The organism is Streptomyces sp. NPDC042346, assembly GCF_055581845.1.
This window is the reverse complement of record NZ_JBVJEH010000011.1, coordinates 336,238-353,433: the sequence shown is the minus strand read 5'-3', so window position 1 is coordinate 353,433 and position 17,196 is coordinate 336,238. Positions and strand designations below refer to the sequence as shown.

The 17,196-nt window shown below is 72.0% G+C and carries 19 protein-coding genes; 9 read left to right on the top strand and 10 right to left on the bottom strand.

All coding sequences use genetic code 11. From position 1 onward, the window contains the following. Positions 1–19 precede the first annotated feature (19 nt). Together ACZ6K0_RS35310 and ACZ6K0_RS35305 are read left to right on the top strand one after the other, a co-directional pair. Positions 20–415, top strand: a complete 396-nt coding sequence (locus tag ACZ6K0_RS35310; RefSeq protein WP_376404165.1) for a nuclear transport factor 2 family protein — start codon at positions 20–22, stop codon at positions 413–415. After that, a complete protein-coding gene (locus ACZ6K0_RS35305; RefSeq protein WP_469230259.1) occupies positions 412–1,203 on the top strand; it encodes a GNAT family N-acetyltransferase in 792 nt (263 codons plus the stop codon). Before ACZ6K0_RS35310 ends, ACZ6K0_RS35305 begins: the two co-directional genes overlap by 4 nt. On the opposite strand, the gene ACZ6K0_RS35300 is transcribed toward ACZ6K0_RS35305, so the two are convergent. The 6 genes from ACZ6K0_RS35300 to ACZ6K0_RS35275 form a co-directional block, all read right to left on the bottom strand. Further along, complete coding sequence (locus ACZ6K0_RS35300; RefSeq protein ID WP_469230261.1) at positions 1,167–2,378, bottom strand: serine hydrolase domain-containing protein; 1,212 nt, start codon at positions 2,376–2,378, stop codon at positions 1,167–1,169. The genes ACZ6K0_RS35305 and ACZ6K0_RS35300 overlap by 37 nt on opposite strands. 151 nt (positions 2,379–2,529) lie before the next feature. After that, entirely contained in the window at positions 2,530–2,871 is a 342-nt protein-coding gene (locus ACZ6K0_RS35295) for a DUF5713 family protein (RefSeq protein WP_469230263.1), read from the bottom strand. Positions 2,872–2,980: 109 nt separating this feature from the next. Next, positions 2,981–3,301: a hypothetical protein gene (locus ACZ6K0_RS35290; protein WP_469230265.1), complete on the bottom strand. Its 321-nt coding sequence runs from the start codon at positions 3,299–3,301 to the stop codon at positions 2,981–2,983. A 251-nt stretch (positions 3,302–3,552) separates the two neighbouring features. Next, positions 3,553–4,452 carry a GNAT family N-acetyltransferase gene (locus ACZ6K0_RS35285; RefSeq protein ID WP_469230267.1) on the bottom strand — a complete coding sequence of 300 codons (900 nt, stop codon included), beginning with the start codon at positions 4,450–4,452 and terminating at the stop codon, positions 3,553–3,555. A gap of 367 nt (positions 4,453–4,819) precedes the next feature. Next, entirely contained in the window at positions 4,820–5,338 is a 519-nt protein-coding gene (locus tag ACZ6K0_RS35280; protein ID WP_469230269.1) for a proline dehydrogenase, read from the bottom strand. Between the two features lie 175 nt (positions 5,339–5,513). After that, complete coding sequence (locus tag ACZ6K0_RS35275) at positions 5,514–5,903, bottom strand: hypothetical protein (protein ID WP_469230271.1); 390 nt, start codon at positions 5,901–5,903, stop codon at positions 5,514–5,516. Positions 5,904–6,017: 114 nt separating this feature from the next. On the opposite strand from ACZ6K0_RS35275, the gene ACZ6K0_RS35270 reads away from it, so the two are divergent. Continuing rightward, entirely contained in the window at positions 6,018–6,491 is a 474-nt protein-coding gene (locus ACZ6K0_RS35270; protein ID WP_469230273.1) for a GNAT family N-acetyltransferase, read from the top strand. A gap of 265 nt (positions 6,492–6,756) precedes the next feature. After that, complete coding sequence (locus ACZ6K0_RS35265; RefSeq protein ID WP_469230275.1) at positions 6,757–7,326, top strand: histidine phosphatase family protein; 570 nt, start codon at positions 6,757–6,759, stop codon at positions 7,324–7,326. A 109-nt stretch (positions 7,327–7,435) separates the two neighbouring features. Here the strand turns inward: ACZ6K0_RS35265 and ACZ6K0_RS35260 are convergent, their stop codons facing one another. The 3 genes from ACZ6K0_RS35260 to ACZ6K0_RS35250 form a co-directional block, all read right to left on the bottom strand. Then, positions 7,436–7,735: a hypothetical protein gene (locus tag ACZ6K0_RS35260; RefSeq protein ID WP_469230277.1), complete on the bottom strand. Its 300-nt coding sequence runs from the start codon at positions 7,733–7,735 to the stop codon at positions 7,436–7,438. Between the two features lie 68 nt (positions 7,736–7,803). Beyond that, the gene (locus tag ACZ6K0_RS35255; protein ID WP_469230279.1) at positions 7,804–8,169 is read right to left on the bottom strand and encodes a hypothetical protein; all 366 of its coding nucleotides are present in this window, start codon (positions 8,167–8,169) and stop codon (positions 7,804–7,806) included. A gap of 51 nt (positions 8,170–8,220) precedes the next feature. Further along, positions 8,221–9,174: a LysR family transcriptional regulator gene (locus ACZ6K0_RS35250; protein ID WP_469230281.1), complete on the bottom strand. Its 954-nt coding sequence runs from the start codon at positions 9,172–9,174 to the stop codon at positions 8,221–8,223. A gap of 139 nt (positions 9,175–9,313) precedes the next feature. On the opposite strand from ACZ6K0_RS35250, the gene ACZ6K0_RS35245 reads away from it, so the two are divergent. From ACZ6K0_RS35245 to ACZ6K0_RS35225, 5 genes are all read left to right on the top strand, one after another. Continuing rightward, complete coding sequence (locus tag ACZ6K0_RS35245; RefSeq protein ID WP_469230283.1) at positions 9,314–10,678, top strand: MFS transporter; 1,365 nt, start codon at positions 9,314–9,316, stop codon at positions 10,676–10,678. Positions 10,679–10,790: 112 nt separating this feature from the next. Beyond that, a complete protein-coding gene (locus tag ACZ6K0_RS35240) occupies positions 10,791–12,227 on the top strand; it encodes a carboxylesterase/lipase family protein (RefSeq protein ID WP_376404139.1) in 1,437 nt (478 codons plus the stop codon). Positions 12,228–12,410: 183 nt separating this feature from the next. Then, entirely contained in the window at positions 12,411–14,693 is a 2,283-nt protein-coding gene (locus tag ACZ6K0_RS35235; protein ID WP_469230284.1) for a sulfatase-like hydrolase/transferase, read from the top strand. 48 nt (positions 14,694–14,741) lie between these two features. Further along, positions 14,742–15,290, top strand: a complete 549-nt coding sequence (locus ACZ6K0_RS35230) for a GNAT family N-acetyltransferase (RefSeq protein WP_469230286.1) — start codon at positions 14,742–14,744, stop codon at positions 15,288–15,290. A 26-nt stretch (positions 15,291–15,316) separates the two neighbouring features. Continuing rightward, a complete protein-coding gene (locus tag ACZ6K0_RS35225; RefSeq protein ID WP_469230287.1) occupies positions 15,317–16,465 on the top strand; it encodes a GDSL-type esterase/lipase family protein in 1,149 nt (382 codons plus the stop codon). Between the two features lie 162 nt (positions 16,466–16,627). Here ACZ6K0_RS35225 and ACZ6K0_RS35220 read toward each other — a convergent pair whose 3' ends face one another. Further along, entirely contained in the window at positions 16,628–17,065 is a 438-nt protein-coding gene (locus ACZ6K0_RS35220) for an OsmC family protein (protein ID WP_125743993.1), read from the bottom strand. Positions 17,066–17,196: the final 131 nt, after the last annotated feature.

Sequence of the window (17,196 nt, the reverse complement as noted above, 5' to 3'; positions counted from 1 at the left end):
GACCAGCCATAATGCCCCCATGACCACCCAGGATCCCGAGATCACCGAGGCCATCGAGGGCGAACTGCGTCTGCTGGACCCGACCGTCCGCGGCTCCCGCGCCCTCGCCACCGAACTCCTCGACCCCGAGTTCGTCGAGGTCGGTGCCTCCGGCCGCCGCTGGACGTACGAGGAGATGCTCGCCGCGCTCCCCGAGCTGACCGGCAGCAGCGAGAGCGGCCCGCGCCACGAACCCGGTGCCTTCACGGGCGCGGTACTCGCCCCGGGAATCGTCCACCTCACGTACGAGTGTGTGCACGACGGCCGTCGAGTCCGCCGCAGTTCGGTGTGGCGGCGCACCCCCGGAGCGCCGGGCGACACCCCCCTGCGGATGTACTACCACCAGGGCACGCCCGCACCCGAAGAACGCGCGTGACGATCCGCCCCGAGCCCCCTGTCGCACCGCTGCTCGCCGCCGCCCGGCGGCTGTGGGAGGACCTGGCGGGCGTGCCCGCGTCGTTCCCGCCGGCGGCGGGTGCGGTGAACGTGGTCGTGTCCCCGGAGTCGGACCTGTGTCCCACGGGCTGGGTCGGAATCGTGACCCTCGGCGGATCGGCGCTCGTGACCGCTCCGGACGAGCACACCGCGGCGACGGTACTCCAGGCGCTGCGGGGGCTGCCGGTGGAGGCCCTGGCGGACGCCGCAGCGGTCCGCGACGTCCTGCCCGTGACGGCCCTGCTGGGCCCGGCCGCACTGGCGTACGTCTCTCCGGAGAACTTCCGCCCGGCAGAGGCGTCCTCGCAGGTGGAGCGAGCCGATGGCCACCACCCGGCCGTGCGCGCCCTGGAGCGGACGGCGGGCCCCGAGGACGCGGCGGAAGCCGCCCTGGACGAGATCACGTCCCCGGCGTTCGTACTCCGCGAACACGGCGATCCCGGCGATCACGGCGATGCGGTGGCCGCCGCCGGCTACCGGTCATGGCCCCGGCGGACCGCCCACCTCAGCGTGCTGACCGCGCCGGCCGCGCGGGGACGCGGATGTGCACGGACCGTGGCATCGGCGGCGGTCGCCCACGCGCTCGCCGCCGGACTGCTGCCCCAGTGGCGCGCCCGTCCCCCGGCCTCGCGGCGGGTCGCCGCCGCACTGGGCTTCGAGGAACTGGGCGCACAACTCTCGGTCGAGCTCGTTCAGGACCGGCGCGGGGTGACGTTGCCGCCGTCGTAGACGTTGTCCGGGGTGATGATCCGGGTGACCGCCTGGGCGAGCAGCGTGGACGGTTCCTGATCGGCGACGCGGCGGATGTCCGTGTTGAGCATGAGGACCAGGGTGGCCTTCTGCGAGGGCAGGTAGACGGTCACCGTCTCGTACCCCGGCAGGGAGCCGTTGTGCCCGATCCAGCCCTCGGTCTCGAAGATGCCGAGGCCGTACGTGGTGCTGGGGAAGCCCGTCGGCAGCGTCTTGAGACGCTGTGCCTGGGTCTCCGGGCTGAGCAGCTTCCCGGTGGCGACGACCTCGGCCCAGTGGCGCAGGTCGTGCAGGTTCGAGATCATCGCCCCGGCCGCCCAGCCCCAGCTCGGGTTCCAGTCCGTGGCGTCCTCGACCTTGCCGCTCAGCGTCTGGTCGGTGTAGCCGTGCGAGTGCGGCTCGGGGAACTCGGCGCCCTCCGGGAACAGCGTGTGGAACAGGCCGGACGGGCGGAGCACCCGGTTGCGGATGACGTCCTGGAGCGGCTGACCGGTCACCTTCTCGACGACCAGGCCGAGCAGGACGAGGTTGGTGTTGGAGTACTGGAACTGCGTGCCCGGCTTGAAGGTGTTCTTGTGCTTCATGCCGTACGGGAGCAGCTCCTCCGGGGTGAAGGGGCGCTGAGGGTCGCTCAGCAGGTCGTGGACGAAGTCCGCGTCGGACGTGTACGGGAACAGGCCGCTGCGCATCTCCGCGAGGTGACGGAGCGTGATCCGGTGCCCGTTGCGCACGTGGGGGACGTACTTCGAGATCGGGTCGTCGAGACCGACCCGGCCGTCGTCGACGAGCTGGAGCAGCGCGGTCACGGTGAAGGTCTTGGTCTCGCTGCCGATCCGGATGTACGAGCCGGCGGACATCGGCTCGCGGGTCACGGTGTCGGCGACGCCGGTCGCGCGGACGTAGCTCCCCTTGCCCGGCATCCACACGCCGACGACGACCCCGGGGATGCCGGCCTTCTTGCGTACGTCCTCGATGGCCTTGTCCAGCCGGGCGTTCACCTCGGGGCCGAGTCCGCCCGGCGGGCAGTCGTCCTTGTCGTGCCGGTCGATGCCCGCGGCGTGGGCGACCGGGGCCGGGGCCACGGCCATCGGGGCCAGCACGGACGCCACGAGCAGCGCTGCGGCGAACAGACGTCGGGTGGGGGTGCGTCGCATCTCGGAGGCGCCTCTTCCAGGTCGGGGGAGCAGGCAGCCACATCACCATCCGAACCCCGGGCGGAGGCCGCCCTCCGAGGAGCGTCCCGCCGAGTCCACTCGTTCGGCGCCGCACGGATCGCTGAGGCGGCCCTGACCCTTCAGGCCCCGCTCACCAGTCCCGGCCGCCGATCAGCTCCTCGACGTCCGCGTCCGCGAACCCGTACGCCGACGCGACGGCCCAGAAGTCCTCGGCGATCGCCTCACGCGCGACGGTCTCGATCTCACTCCCCGCCGCCTCGAACTCCGCCTCCAGAAGGTTGAACTCCTCCGTCGCGGCACGGGTGAGCACGTACAGCGCCGCCAGCTCCGAGGGCCGCTCCGCCTCGATCCGCTCGCACAGCCGCAACAGGATCGCCCTGCCCCGGTCGACGACGTGATCGGGGAAGTACGAGTCCGCGTAGAGCGGCCGCAGAAACGCGTGCCCTGCTACCTGCTGGTTGGTGATCGGCATGGCACTTCCCCGCCTCCGTAGAAGAACTGACGAGCCGATCATGCACGAGCACACTGACAACGAGCCGACCGCGGACGCCGGACCGCAGGTGACCGCACCTCGCGCCGTCTCACCTGATCAGGAACTTCACCGAACCGAAGTGATCGGGCGCGTTCTGACCCGACTCGAGGAAGGTCACGATCGCACCGTCGTGGCAGTCCGTACCCCGGAACAGAACGGCGAGGCGGTCGGTGTGGTTGGCCGGCCCGTGTGCTTCGGCCATCGTGTTGTAGCAGCGCCCGTCCTCGGGATCGGTGAACTCGAATCCCCCGAACCAGCCTTCCACGCTGTAGGCGAAACTCCCTCGCCCTGCCTGAGCGGGCGTCGCGAACACCGTGCTCAGGGCCGCGGCGGCAACGGCGACGGCCAGCGCCTTGCGGAGGGTCTTCATGGAGTGCTCCTTCAGGTGACGTCTTCGCGGGCAGCCAGTGTGTCCGCCCGGATACGCCGCCAGGACGGCCGTCACCCGAATGGCTGTGGAGGAAACGATCCCCCCTCACCCAAGGGAGCTATCACTCGCTCCGTAAACCCTGCCCCGGCAGCGCAAGCACACGGGCTGAAGAAGCAGTGGACCGACACCGGGCACGACAAGCGGTCCGGACCTGCCCTCGGACCGGACCGCTCACCGCGTGCTGTTCCTCGCTAGGAGGCTCGGCCCGCCGGGTGGAAGTTGATGCGTTCACTGGTGACGGGGAAGCCGGCCTTGGCGAAGTTCGCGGCCATGGGGAAATTGCCCCGGTCCGTCGCCGCGCTGACGAACTCCGCGCCCTGCTCGACGAGGAAGTGGGTGCACTCCGCGAGGAGGTCGTAGGCGTAGCCGCGACCGCGCTGTTCCGGGACGACTCCGATGAAGCCGATGGTCGGTCCGGAGGGGTTGTGCGCCGGGATGTGGATGCCGGCGAGGTCGCCCTCCGGCGTGTGGGCGACCTGCCACCACTCCCGTGGGGACGGGCACCAGTGGAAGAAGTCGAGCTCCTCTTGCGCGGCCTGGTCGAGGCCGCCCTCCTCGATGGCCCTGAGCGCGTGGGCGTCCAGGGTGACGGAGTGGATGCGGCGCAACGCGTCGAGGAACACGGCGTCGTCGGGTTCGGCGCCGAAGCGCAGGCGTCCGGGCCGCTCGGGCAGACCCCGCTCCGGAGTCCAGCGGTACAGGAAGCGTTCCACCAGGAGTTCGTACCCCGCGGCTCGTGCGGCGGCGAAGCGCGCCTCGGCGGCGGCGCGCAGGTCGGTCTTCTCCCGCCAGCCACCGGGCAGGTTGATCTCGAGTTCGACCTGCCAGGGAGCGGAGCGCAGGAGTTCGGCCCCGGCCTCCTCCTGGCCCTCGGCCACGTCGAACCAGTTGATGTTGACGGGCTCCGAGTCGTCGGGCCCGCCCCACCAGGCGCCGCGTGCGACGACCTCGCCGTCGCGCAGGGCGACGCGCTTCCAGTCGGGGCGGAACCGGGTACGCCGATGCTTCTCACGGGCGCCCAGGGGGTCGGGGAGTGCGTCGAAGAGATGAGCGTCGCTCGCGGAGAGCGAGCGGATGACCGGATCGGTCATGGATTCCTCCGGGAAACAGGCTGCTTGGAGCGCTCCCGGTCAGAATTGACGAACCACGCCGGGATGGTGGAAAAGGGAGCGCTGGAATGTGGTGAACTGCACGGCACTCGCCTCCTTCCATCCGTCTCAGGGCGTGAAGCCACACCGTACGTGATCTTCCCCGGGCCCGTCCACGGATTTCCGCGCCCCGTGAACCGCAGCGGTGGGGAAAGGCGATCACGATCTAGTGCCGCATCAGGCAGCGTTCGCCCCGACGTGACGCATCGTCCGGTTGCCGTGTTTGGGCGGCATCGACCTGGTGACCGGACTATGCCGAATCACACCGTGATGAGGGGTGTCCCGCCCTGATGGTGCAACGGCGGAGTGGTCAGTTCGCATTGCCAAGAACATCACCGGCTGCCGTGCGGAAGCCCTTCACGGCCTGGTAGAGGGTGTGCTGTCGCTCGGCGGCGAGAGCGGTGTCCACCACCTTCTGGGAGGAGTCTCCTGAATGGGCGTTCTCCACCATCCGCCGCATCACGTTGGAGAGGTCGCGGGATGCGTGAGCCACACGGTCGGCTGCTTCCACTGTCGAAGGCGGACCTTCAAGGCTGACAACTTCAACGGCACGATGGACGTCCCGAGCCAGTGCGACGAAACGGTGGACCTTCTCGTCCACATCCCGCAGGTCAGGAGTCTCTGGCTGGAGTGCTCCCAACACCGCGTCCATGGCGACGTCTCGGTCGTGAAGAGCGCCGAGGTAGTTCGCGTAGGCGTCCCTGCGGTGCTGCCTACGCCACTGGCCGGACTGCGAGCGTGCGGTAGCACGCCCGTTCACCATCGCCGCGCCGATGGTGGCGAAAGAACCTACTGCGGCGCCGAGCAGCGCGGCGAGTCCAGCATCCATGATTCCATTTTGCCTTTCCCTCTGATCCGTCAGCAGTCAGGTCTGCGGCCCGCCATGGTCTGGAAGCGGGCAGCCAGAATGATCACGTGGCTGAACGTGTGAGGGTTCGTGAGATCGACGACGACGAGGGGCGACGACTGCTGCGGATCGAGGGCGAACGTTGCCTGATGCGGCGCTAGAGGAGCCGTCGGACGAACGGTGCCGTGCCCAGGACGAGGGCGGTGAACACGACCAGTCGTTGCAGGCCGGGCTGAGCGGCGAGGCTGCTGTGCTGGATGCCGTAGGTGGCGTACCAGTTGGCGGCGAGGTCGGTCGCCACGATGACGCAGGCGAGGTCCGTCCCTCGACGCTTGCCGCTGATCAGAAGCGCAGCTGCGAGCGGGTCGAGGAGCGCCAGCGAGGACCAATAGAGGTTGAGCCACCTCGGAGCCCAGTCGTACGGCTGAAGGCCATGGCGCAGCAGGTCGGTGACGTGCGCGACGGTGCCGACGAGGAGCAGACCGGCCGCTATGGCGCACACCACTGTCACCACCCAGAGCGGGGTGCGGTACATCCACGTGATCACGCCGTTGATGGTCTCAGCCGCTGGTGTTCCCCGTCAGGCACTCTGCCCGGGTGCGGGCCGACCTCGCCGCAAATCGGTTTGCCTCGCCGTGCGGCAAGGGCGAAACTCGCCGCCATGACCACCGATGCGATCGTGCGTCCGGCCCGGCCCTCCGACGCCCGGGTCCTGGCCGAACTGCGGTGGACGTTCAAGCAGGAGGACGACGACGGGCAACCGCCCACCCCTGCCCGGCCCGTGGAAGAGGCCGAGCGTTGGATCCGCGACCGGCTCGGCGATGGCCACTGGTCGGCCTGGGTCGCGGAGACCGACGGCGAGATCTGCGGTCACGTCTTCCTCTGCCTGGTGGAGCGGATGCCGGAGCCGTACGCGGACAACAACCCGTTTGGCTATGTCACGAACTTCTTCGTCCTGCCGTCACAACGGAACAAGGGAGCCGGTGCAGCGCTCCTGGAGGCCCTGAAGCAGCACGCACGCAGCGCCGGCCTGGAAGGCCTGATCGTCTGGCCCTCAGAGCGCAGCACCCCGCTCTACCAACGCTCCGGCTTCCAACCTCCGGAGGAGCTGTTGGAACTCCCGCTCGACACCTGATGAGAGCGGTTGCGAAGGAACGCGGAGACCTCGCGAGCCTCTCCGGTGTTCCACGCTGCGACGTCCGCATCGGCGCGATGCCGAGCATCTCCCGTGAACTGTTCGATGAGGCGACTCGGATGCCGGAGCAGATCCGTGAAGGACTGTGTCCCCGCAGCCCGTCGTGCTTTTCGATCCACCCCTGCACCCTCCTGCATCGCCGTTTTGGAGCTGTCGTATCAGGCTACGTTCGCCCTGTGTTCAGTGTGGGATAGGGTCCTTCGCCATGGGTGAGCTGGTGGTGGTCAGGCACGGCGAGACCGTATGGAGCCGGACCGGTCAGCATGCCGGGCGTACCGACCTGCCGCTGACCGAGGCGGGGGAGGGCGCGGCGCGTGCGCTGGCGCCTCGGCTGGCTGGACGGGAGTTCGCCGCCGGCTACAGCAGCCCGCTGACTCGCGCCGTGCGGACCGCCCAACTGGCGGGGCTGAGCGGCGCGGAGCCCGACGCCGACCTGATCGAGTGGGACTACGGTCGCTACGAGGGGCTGACCGCCGAGCAGATTCAGGAGCTCAGGCCCGGCTGGGAGCTGTGGCGCGACGGCGTCGATGCCGGCGAGGACCTCGGGCACGTGACGGCGCGGGTCGACGCCTTCCTCGGCCGGGTCCGGCCGCTGCTGGACAAGGGCGACGTGGCCGTCGTCGCCCACGGCCACCTGTCACGCATTCTCGCCGCGCGCTGGCTCGGGCTCGACGCGTCGGCCGCGCGGCAGTTCGGGCATCCGCATCCGGGGACGATCAACACGCTGGGTTACGAGCATGGCCTGCCGGTCGTGCTCGGGTGGAACGTGCCGTAGTGGCGGGGCTGTCCCTTTCCCTCTGTCCAAGGTGTGGTTACTGGCGTGCAGGGGACGTTCGCTCGGGCGATGCGGCGACGTGCCGCCGTCGGGGATCTGCGGGGAACCCTCAGGCTCCGTGCTCGCGGGCCGACGCGATTCCCGCCCGTACCGCTTCCAGCAGGGCTTCCAGGCCCTGCGCCCGCTGCCATTCCTCGGCCGAGTGGTGCCAAGTGTGGCGCGTCGCCGGGGTTTCGGGCGGGCCGGCGATGACCTCGACGGTCCGCCTCCCCTTCCGGTCGGGGCCCGTGACCCGCAGGTCCATGTTCCGGATGTGGAACCGCGTCGGATAGTTGCCGAAGATCTCCAGGATCCGGCCGTCGAACGTGTAGAACTCTCTACCTGCCCTGGCCGTGATCTCGTCGGTCATGGGGCGACGCTACACGCGGGGACTCGCGGCTGTCAGGCCGCCGTCCGCAGGCAGCTACGGGACGGCCCCTACGTGTACGCGTCCGTGACGCAGTCGACGGCGCATCGCCAGTGTTCGAAGCGTCGGCGCAGTGCCGCCGCCGCGTGGCATCGTTCCACCGCCGCGTAGCCGTAGCGGTCTCGCGTCACCCGCACCACGGCCTCGACCGTGACGATGGCCGGTTCGCCGTCGCCTGCGGAGCGGCGGGCCGTGGCGATCACATGGTCGGCCGCCCGCTGGAGATCGCGTGCGTACTCCCGTTGGGCGACGGACCGTGCCCGGGAAGCGGCGAACGGTCGTACGGCGCGGCCCTTCCAGACGATGCCCGCCGCGATGAGTCCCACCCCGACGAGGCCGACGAGCACGCCGATCACGGTATCGAGGTTCCATCTCATCGCGCACCGCCTTCCCCCAGGACCGCCGTCCTGCTGCCGGTTGATCCGATTCTAGAGCGCGGGACGCCGCGTGCGCGGGCGTGCCCAGGAGGGTGTCCAGATGTCGGCCTCCGAGCGCTCGGCGGCGGGAGCGGACAGGTGGTCGCGGAGGGCCAGGAGCGCGGGGTGCGGATTGTCCACGGACCAGAGCAGCGAGTGCGGATAGACCGGCGTCGGGTCGTGTACGGGGATGCGCCGCAGGTCGTGGGCCTCGGGCCAGACGAGGCGCGTTCCCTCGCCGACGAAGGTCGCGAGCTCGGGGGAGTCGGCCACGGTGTCGAGGAGCGGCTCGGTCCCGAAGTCGGGGCCCGTCACCTCGATCGTGAGCCCGAACGCCGCGGCGAGGTCGGCGTAGTAGGCCGCCCACTCGGTTCCGCTGACGATCCCGGGCACCCAGATCCGGTGCCCGGCGAGCCGCGCCGGCGTGACGGAACGGGCGGACGCCAGCGCGTGGGCCGGTCCGGTGAGGAGCTGGATCGGCTCGTCCAGGACCGGCAGGGCCCCGATGCCCTCGGGGAGGTGCATGCCGGGCATGGTGACCGCGCGGAAGGACGCGTCGATCGTGCCGGACCGCAGGGCGGCGACCGCCGCTTCGGCGTCGAACAGCGTCACGACGTCGAGCTCGATCTCCGGGTGCGCCCCGTGGAACGCGCGCAGCAGCGCCGCCGGTGCCAGCCGCCTGCCGATCACGTCCACGCGCAGCGCGCGGCTGCCCGGCCGCACGGACGCGATCGCCCGCGCCTCGGCGTGGAGGAGGGCGCGGGCGTGCGGGAGGAAGGCCTGGCCGTCGATCGTGGCCTCGGCGCCGTGCGCGGTACGGGTGAGGAGCCGTACGCCCAGCTCCTTCTCCAGGGCGGCGACGCGCTTGGAGACGGCCTGCTGGGTGATCGACAGTTCGTCGGCGGCCTGCCGGAACCGCCCCGAGTCCAGAACGGCGAGGAAGGTGCGTACGGCTTCGAGATCCACGACGCGAGCCTACAACCCTGGGTTGTCCGCTGTTGCTGATCGAGTTGTTTGCTCCCGGTATCGGGGAGTCGCTTGGATGGTGGCCGGCGACGCGCGGTTGTTCGCGGTGGTTCGACGCGTCGCGGAGAGGGGTACGGGCATGGCGGGCGGACGGGTGGCGCCGGGGCGCGATTTCGGGTGGTTGTGGGCGGCGTACGGGGCGAGCGCACTCGGCACCGGGCTCGCGTTCAGCGCCTTCCCCCTGTTGGCGATCACGGTGCTCCACAAGGGCGCCGCCGAGGTCGCCTCGCTCGCCGCCGTGGGGGCGGCCGTGGGCGCGGCCGTCGCGATCCCGCTCGGACCGTGGGTGGAGTTCCGCCGCAAGCGGTCGGTGATGATCGCGATGGACCTCGTCCGGTGCGCGGCGCTGCTGAGCGTCCCCGTCGCGTACGCCCTCGGCCGGCTCGGCCTCGCCCAGCTCCTGCTCGTCTCGGTCGTCGTCGCCGCGGCCGACATCACCTTCGGCGCGGCCGCCGGTGCCTGCCTGAAGGCGCTGGTCCGACCGGAGGCCATGGTCACCGCCCAGGCCCGTCTGGAGTCCACGACCTGGACCGCCACCGTCGTCGGGCCGCCGCTCGGCGGCGCCCTCATCGCCCTCCTCGGCCCCGTCGCCACTGTGGCAGCCGACGCCGTCAGCTATCTGCTCTCGGCGGCGGGCATCCGGGCGATCCGCGGCCGGGAGCCCCGCCCCCGAAGGGCCGAGCGGTCCGGAGCACGCTTCGGCGACCTCGTCGAAGGCTGGCGTCACATCCTCGCCCACCCCCTGCTGCGTCCGCTGTTCTTCCACACCGTCCTGGTCAACGGCCTCATCATGGCCACCGCGCCCCTGCTCGCCGTCCTGATGCTCGGGCCGCTGGGGTTCACCCCCTGGCAGTACGGCCTCGCGTTCGCCGTCCCCTGCCTCGGCGGCCTCGTCGGCGCCCGGCTGGCGCCCGGGCTCGTCGAACGGTTCGGCCGCCACCGGGTCCTCCTCGTGTCGGGCACGCTGCGCGTGTGCTGGCCGGTCGGCCTGGTCTTCATCCACCCCGGAGTCACCGGACTCCTGCTCGTGATGGCCGTCGAGCTGGCGCTGATCACCTGCATCGGCGTCTTCAATCCGGTGTTCGCCGCCCACCGGCTCCGCGTGACGGAGACCGACCGGGTGGTCCGGACCCTCACCGCCTGGTCGGTCACCGGCAAGGCGGTGACCGCGACCCTGACCGCCCTCTGGGGCCTGCTTGCGGGCCTCGCCGGGCCCCGGGAGGCGATCGCCCTCGCGGGCGTCCTCCTCCTGGCGACGCCGCTGCTGCTTCCTCGGCGCGAGGCCGGTGGCGAGGCCGGCAGCGAGGCCGGTGGCCAGGCCAGTGGCGAAGCCCGTAGCGAAGCCGGTAGCGAGGCCGGTCGTGAGGGCGGTAGCGAGGCCGGTCGTGAGGGCGGGGCCGAGGGCGGGACGGATACCAAGGGCGCCACCGTCCACACGGGCTGAGGGGCCGCCTCGGAACGGCGGCGCCGACATCAGGATTGACACGTGTAAGTCGACGGTGACACGCTCCTGGTCCGGCACCCGTGTCGCCCCCGCGCAGAAGGAGCAGGACCGCATGAGCACGACCGTCACCACCACCCGAGGACCCGTCCGCGGCGAACGCCGTGCCGACGGCAGCCTCCGCTTCCTGGGCATCCCGTACGCGCAGCCTCCCGTGGGCGACCTGCGGTTCGCCGCGCCCGTCCCGCCGGAGCCGTGGACGGAGCCGCTCGACGCCACCGCGTACGGCCCGACGGCCCAGCGCCGCCCCTTCGGTGAGATCGTGATCATCCCCGAGCCCACCATCCCGGGCGAGGGCGTCCTCAACCTCAACGTCTTCACCCCCGGCGCCGACCCGGAGGCCGGGCTTCCCGTCCTCGTCTGGATCCACGGCGGCGGCTATGTCGCCGGTTCCGCCGCCAGCCCCTGGTACGACGGGGCCGCCTTCAACCGCGACGGCGTCATCGTCGTCTCGCTCGGCTACCGGCTCGGCATCGAGGGCTTCCTGCACCTGGAGGACGCCCCCGACAACCGCGGCGTACGGGACTGGATAGCCGCCCTGGAATGGGTCCGCGACAACATCGCGGCCTTCGGCGGCGACCCGGCCAAGGTCACCATCGCGGGACAGAGCGCCGGCGGCGGAGCCGTCCAGACCCTGCTCGCCGTCCCGTCCGCCCGGGACCTCTTCCGTGGCGTGATCTCCGTCTCCGGCGCGGTCCTGCGCCCCGACGGCCCCGAGGTCGCCCGCGCCGCCGCCCGGCTCCTCACCTCCCGCACCGGCGTCCCCGCCACCGCGGCGGCGCTGCGGGACCTCGGCGACGACGAGATGCTCGCGCTCCAGGACCGGCTGGCCGAGGACGGCCCCGACCGCGAGGGCCTGCCGCCGATGCTGGCCCTCGCCCCCTTCGCGGACGGCGAGCTGATCCCCGTACCCGCGCAGGAGGCCCTGACGACGGGCGGCGCGGGCGACGGCGTCCCGCTGATGCTCGGCTTCACCGAGCACGAGTTCTCGATGGTCCCCGCGCCCGAGGGCGTTCCGGTGCCGCTCCTGCTCGGCGGCGTCGGCCTCGACGCCGCCCGTACCGACGCCTTCACCGAGGCGTACGCGGCGGGTGGCGAGGCCTCCTTCTTCGGCCAAGCGATGACCGACGTGGTCTTCCGCGCCCCGAACCTCGCCGTCGCGGACGCCCGCGCCGCGCGGGAACAGCCCACCTGGCTCTACGAGTTCGCCTGGCGCTCGCCGGTCATGGGCATCGCCTTCCACTGCCTCGACCTGCCCTTCGCCTTCGACGTCCTCGACTCCGAAGGCGTCGCCCCCGTCGCCGGGGACACCCCGCCGCGCGCACTCGCCGACGCCGTCCACCGGGCCTGGGTCGCCTTCGTGACCGACCAGGACCCGGGTGCCGACTGGCCGCGCTACACCTCCGACAAGCGCGCCACGATGATCTGGGACGCCGAGCCCCGGATCGCCGACGACCCGCTGAGCGCTGTCCGCGCGATCTGGCTGGACTGAGCGGGAATACTCCCGCGGAGCTCCCCGCGGACCGTGTCACACGTTCTTCATGCGCTGTGCATGGTCCGTGGGGGAGGGCGCGCGGATGATCGGCTGTGGCCCCGGGAGCCGCACGACAGTGCCCCGGGACGCCTCCTGAAGCGCCGTCAGCCGCGCCCGCCGCCCTGCCCGAGGAGCCCCGTCATGTCCAGCCGCCGCCGTTTCCTCGCCGGGTCCGCCGCCACGCTCGGCCTCGGCGGGCTCCCCGCGACCGGCGCCGGCGGGGCCGGCGGGGCCGTCGGTGCCGGTGGGGCCGTCGGCGCCGTCGGGCTCCTCGGGGCCGTCGCGGGACCGGCCGGGGCCGCCGTGCCCGAGGACACCACCCGCCCGCCGAACCTGATCGTGGTGCTCGCCGACGACCTCGGATACGGCGAGCTCGGCGCGTACGGGCAGAAGCTCATCTCCACCCCGCGCATCGACGCGCTCGCCGCCGACGGACTCCGGTTCACGGACGCCTACTCGACGGCGGCCGTCTGCGCCCCCTCCCGCTGCTCCCTCCTCACCGGACTGCACACCGGGCACGCGACCGTACGCGCCAACCCGTCCGGCGCCCAGGGCTCCCTCACCGCCGCCGACACCACCTTCGCCCAGGTACTCAGGGCCCGCGGCTACCGCACCGGCGTGATCGGCAAATGGGGCTTCGGGCCCGAGAGCGCCGGCCAGGACAGCCACCCCAACGCCCGCGGCTTCGAGGAGTTCCACGGCTACATCGACCACGGCCACGCGCACCAGTACTACCCCGAGTACCTCTGGCACAACGGCGCCAAGGAGCCCGTGCCCGGGAACGCGGGCGGCGCCAAGGGCACCTACGCGCCCGACCTGCTGCGGCAGCGTGCCCTCGACTTCCTCGACCGCCACGCCGCCGAACCGTTCCTCCTCCTGCTGACGCCGACCGTGCCGCACGCACCCAGCGACATCCCCGACACCGGCGCGTACGCCTCCCGGACCTGGACCGCCGCCAACAAGGGCCACGCCGCGCAGGTCAGCCTCTTCGACGCCCTCGTCGGCGACGTCGTCGACCGGCTGGGCGCCCTCGGACTCGCGGACGACACCGTCCTCCTCGTCACGAGCGACAACGGCCCCCACGAGGAGGGCGGGGTCAATCCCGACCTGTTCGACGCCAACGGACCGCTGCGCGGCTACAAGCGCAACCTGTACGAAGGCGGTGTACGCGTCCCCCTCGTCGCCTGGGGCCCCGGCCGCGTCCTGCCCGGCACGAGCGACCGCCCCACCCCGCTCACCGACCTCCTCCCCACCCTCGCCGAACTCGGCGGCGCACCCGCACCGTCCGACGTGGACGGCCTGTCGGCCGCGCCCCTCCTCGCGGGCGGCGGCAGCGCCGCCCACCACGACCACCTCTACTGGTTCCGCGACGAGCGGGGCGTCACCGCCCGCGCCGACGCGCAGGACAAGAAGCGGGCGACCTGGCTCGCGGAGGCGCTCCGCAAGGACCGGTGGAAGGCGGTGCGCTTCGCCCCCGTCCGCGACCACGCCCTGCCCGACGACCAGTGGCAGGTCGAGCTGTACGACCTCGCCACCGACCTCGGCGAGACCTCCGACCTCGCGGCCCGGTACCCCGCGCGGGTCGCCGAACTCGTCGCGCTCATGCGCTCCTCCTGGCAGGACGAGTACCCGCGAGCCGCGTTCGGCGCGACCCTGACGATCCCTCAGCTCGCCGTGCCAGGACAGCCGTTCGCCGTCACCGCCACCCTCGCCAACGGCTCGGCACGGGCCTGGAACCAGGCCGCCGTCGCCCTGCGCGCCCCCGCGGGCTGGACCGTACGGGCCACCACGGCCACCGCCGCCGCACAGCTCGCCCCCGGCGCCCGCATCTCCGCCGCCTGGCAGGTCACCCCGCCCGCCGGCGCCCCGGCCGCCACCCCGTGGACGCTGACCGCCGAGGGCACCGCCCTCGCGCCCGGCGGCCCCGTGCGGTACGCCGCGGACGGCGTCGTCACCACCCCGCCCCCGGCACCCACCCGCGACGGCTACCTCTCCGACCTGCCCTGGATCAGCGCCGTCAACGGCTGGGGCCCGGTCGAGCGCGACAGCTCCAACGGCAAGAACGGGGCCGGCGACGGCACCCCCATCGCCTTCGGCGGCACCACGTACCCCAAGGGCCTCGGAGTCCACGCGTACAGCGACGTGTCCTACCACCTCGGCGGCGCGGGGAAGCGGTTCACCGCCCTCGTCGGCATCGACGACTTCTCGGCGCGCCAGAGCTCCACGGGCGCCACCCGCGCCACCGTGTACGGCGACGACCGCGTGCTCCTCACCACCCCCACCCTGACGGCCGCCACCGGCCCCGTACCGGTGGACGTGGACGTACGCGGTGTCCGCGTCCTGCGCCTGGAGGTGACGGACGCCAACGCCAGGACGTCCTTCGACCACACCTCCTGGGCCCTCGCCCACGTCACGGTCGGCTAGGGGGTGTCTTCCGTCGAACTCCCGCAGGCGTGCGCTAGGTTGCCGACCATGACCGGACACCAAACCCTTGCCTGGCCGCCCGCCCCGATACGGACCGAACGACTCGTCATCCGCGCGTCCGAGCACCGGGACCGTGCCGCGTTCATCGAGCTGTTCGCCTCGCCGGAGGTGGGCACCTACGTCGGTGGCGCCCGCCCGCGCGATGAGCTCGAACGGGCGGTCCCCGAGGTGCCCGGGCGGCGCCCCGGCCTCTTCGTGATCGACCTCGACGGAGCGATGATCGGAATGATCACGCTCGACCGGCGCGACGCGGACCGTCCGGGTCACGTCCGTCCCGAAGCCGGAGAGGCCGAACTCGGCTACATGGTCCTGCCGCAGGCGTGGGGACACGGGTACGCAACCGAGGCGTGCGCGGCGGCACTCGCCTGGTTCGCCGACGCGCGGCGCGGCGAGCCGGTGGTGCTCACCACCCGGACCGCCAACGACCGCGCGATGCGCCTCGCGGCGAAGCTGGGATTCACCGAGGTGGAGCGGTTCGAGGAGTACGGCGCCGAGCAGTGGTTCGGCGTGTGGTCCCCGGCCACGCCGAACGGTTGAGCGGGAGCGGTCGGGTGACAGGGGCGATGCGGGAGTATCCGCTGGTGGGCGGGCCGGTGGAGGTACGGGGTGCGCTGGACCTGGAGAGGACGCCGGCGGGGGTGATGCCGCGCCGATTGCCGGCGTGGACCAAGGAGCAGTACCAGGACCCGTCGGTCTACGGGGGAACGGTGATGCCTTCGGGGGTGCGGCTGGTGTTCCGCACCGACGCGCGGGTGCTCGAGTTCGAGGTCCTCACCTCCACGGGGCAGCTCGACGGCGACCCCCGGCCCCGGCCGACCGGGATGCTGGAACTGACGGTGGACGGTGCGCTTTCCGGCCGCCGACGAGCTCCGTTGGGTCATGTGGTGCGGATGGCGGGCCCCGGGGCCGCGAAGCGGCTGATCCCGGGGAAGCCGGGAACGGCACGGTTCGCCGGTCTGCCGAGCGGCATGAAGAACGTCGAGCTGTGGCTGCCGCAGCAGACCCCCACGGAACTGGTGGCGCTCCGCGCCGACGGCGAGGTCCTGGCGCCCCTGCCCCACGGTCGGCCCCTGTGGGTGCACCACGGAAGCTCCATCAGCCACTGCCTCGAAGCCGACGGCCCCACCGGCACCTGGCCCGTGGTGGCGGCGTCGCTCGGGGGCGTGGAGGTGACCAACCTCAGCCAGCCGGGCAACGACATGCTGGACCCCTATGTCGCCCGGACGATCCGCGACCTGCCCGCCGACCTGATCAGCCTCAAGACGGGCGTCAACATCGTGGGCCTGGCCACCTTCCGACTGCGGACGTTCGGCCCGGCGGTGCACGGATTCCTGGACACGATCCGGGACGGCCACCCGGACACCCCGCTGCTGGTGATCTCCCCGGTGAGCTGCCCGGCACTCGACGAGCGTCCCGGCCCGACCGCGATGGGCGGGGACGGGAGGATCACCGCGCTGGGCGACCCGGCCGAGCTGGCCCGTGGGGCGTTGTCGCTGCAGGTGGTCCGTGACGAGCTGGCGAGAATCGTGGCGGCCCGGCAAGCACACGACCCTCACCTGCACCACCTCGACGGACGCGAACTGCTCGGCCCGGCCGACGTGGACGACCTACCCGATGGCCTGCACCCCTCTCCCGCCGCGTACCGCCGGATGGGCGAACGCTTCGCCGCCCACGCCTTCGCCGCCGAGGGCCCGTTCCGTGCCCGCGCATAGGCGAGATCCGTTGTCGGAAAACGCCTAGGAGGCGTCCTTCGGGTTCCGATCCCGGAGCGTCACGTGCCAGTCCGCGCTGGAGCGTACGTGGATCAGCGCGGGCCCGTTCACCGCACCAGCTCGAACCGGCTGTCTCCCGTGCTCGCCGGCCCCGGCTTTCGGTCAGCCCTCGAAGCCGACCGTGCCGTCCGGCAGGATCGCCTCGACGTGTGCGCCGTGCTCGACGGTTCGGCTCACCGTGCAGAACTTCTCGTGCGTCAGACGCACCGCCCGGGCGAACACCTCTTCCGCCTTCGGGTTGTTGTCCGGCAGCTCGAACTCGTAGCTGACCCTGATCCGGCCCACCCGGCCGTCGTCCTCGGGGCCCGAGACCGACTCCACCACGATCCGCAGGTCGTCGTGGTCCACGGCGCGCGCGGTCCGGTCGACGACCAGGCCGCCGCACCCGCCCATCGCCGCGAGCAGCAACTCGACCGGAGTGAACGAGGGCTGCGCGTCCGCGTCGTCGGCGGCGGCCATCCGGACCTCCGCGCCCCGGTCGTTGCGGGCGGTCCAGTTCCGGTACCCGGTGCGGACGGTTTCGATCCGATAGTCGGCCATGGCGGTGCGGCTCCTTCGTCGTGGTGCGGTGGTGGTGGCGGTACGTCGACCGCCACACAATCCCACGGTCACCGCCCCGCCAAGCGGACGCGCCCGTCGCGCAGCCACCCCGGGACGTAAGTATCCGCACT

Bases quoted from the DNA above. Each gene is read 5' to 3' on its own strand.
- ACZ6K0_RS35310 (WP_376404165.1), top strand. From the start codon at position 20: ATGACCACCCAGGATCCCGAGATCACCGAGGCCATCGAGGGCGAACTG.
- ACZ6K0_RS35300 (WP_469230261.1), bottom strand. From the start codon at position 2,378: ATGCGACGCACCCCCACCCGACGTCTGTTCGCCGCAGCGCTGCTCGTG.
- ACZ6K0_RS35295 (WP_469230263.1), bottom strand. From the start codon at position 2,871: ATGCCGATCACCAACCAGCAGGTAGCAGGGCACGCGTTTCTGCGGCCG.
- ACZ6K0_RS35290 (WP_469230265.1), bottom strand. From the start codon at position 3,301: ATGAAGACCCTCCGCAAGGCGCTGGCCGTCGCCGTTGCCGCCGCGGCC.
- ACZ6K0_RS35285 (WP_469230267.1), bottom strand. From the start codon at position 4,452: ATGACCGATCCGGTCATCCGCTCGCTCTCCGCGAGCGACGCTCATCTC.
- ACZ6K0_RS35280 (WP_469230269.1), bottom strand. From the start codon at position 5,338: ATGGATGCTGGACTCGCCGCGCTGCTCGGCGCCGCAGTAGGTTCTTTC.
- ACZ6K0_RS35270 (WP_469230273.1), top strand. From the start codon at position 6,018: ATGACCACCGATGCGATCGTGCGTCCGGCCCGGCCCTCCGACGCCCGG.
- ACZ6K0_RS35265 (WP_469230275.1), top strand. From the start codon at position 6,757: ATGGGTGAGCTGGTGGTGGTCAGGCACGGCGAGACCGTATGGAGCCGG.
- ACZ6K0_RS35260 (WP_469230277.1), bottom strand. From the start codon at position 7,735: ATGACCGACGAGATCACGGCCAGGGCAGGTAGAGAGTTCTACACGTTC.
- ACZ6K0_RS35255 (WP_469230279.1), bottom strand. From the start codon at position 8,169: ATGAGATGGAACCTCGATACCGTGATCGGCGTGCTCGTCGGCCTCGTC.
- ACZ6K0_RS35245 (WP_469230283.1), top strand. From the start codon at position 9,314: ATGGCGGGCGGACGGGTGGCGCCGGGGCGCGATTTCGGGTGGTTGTGG.
- ACZ6K0_RS35240 (WP_376404139.1), top strand. From the start codon at position 10,791: ATGAGCACGACCGTCACCACCACCCGAGGACCCGTCCGCGGCGAACGC.
- ACZ6K0_RS35235 (WP_469230284.1), top strand. From the start codon at position 12,411: ATGTCCAGCCGCCGCCGTTTCCTCGCCGGGTCCGCCGCCACGCTCGGC.
- ACZ6K0_RS35230 (WP_469230286.1), top strand. From the start codon at position 14,742: ATGACCGGACACCAAACCCTTGCCTGGCCGCCCGCCCCGATACGGACC.
- ACZ6K0_RS35225 (WP_469230287.1), top strand. From the start codon at position 15,317: ATGCGGGAGTATCCGCTGGTGGGCGGGCCGGTGGAGGTACGGGGTGCG.
- ACZ6K0_RS35220 (WP_125743993.1), bottom strand. From the start codon at position 17,065: ATGGCCGACTATCGGATCGAAACCGTCCGCACCGGGTACCGGAACTGG.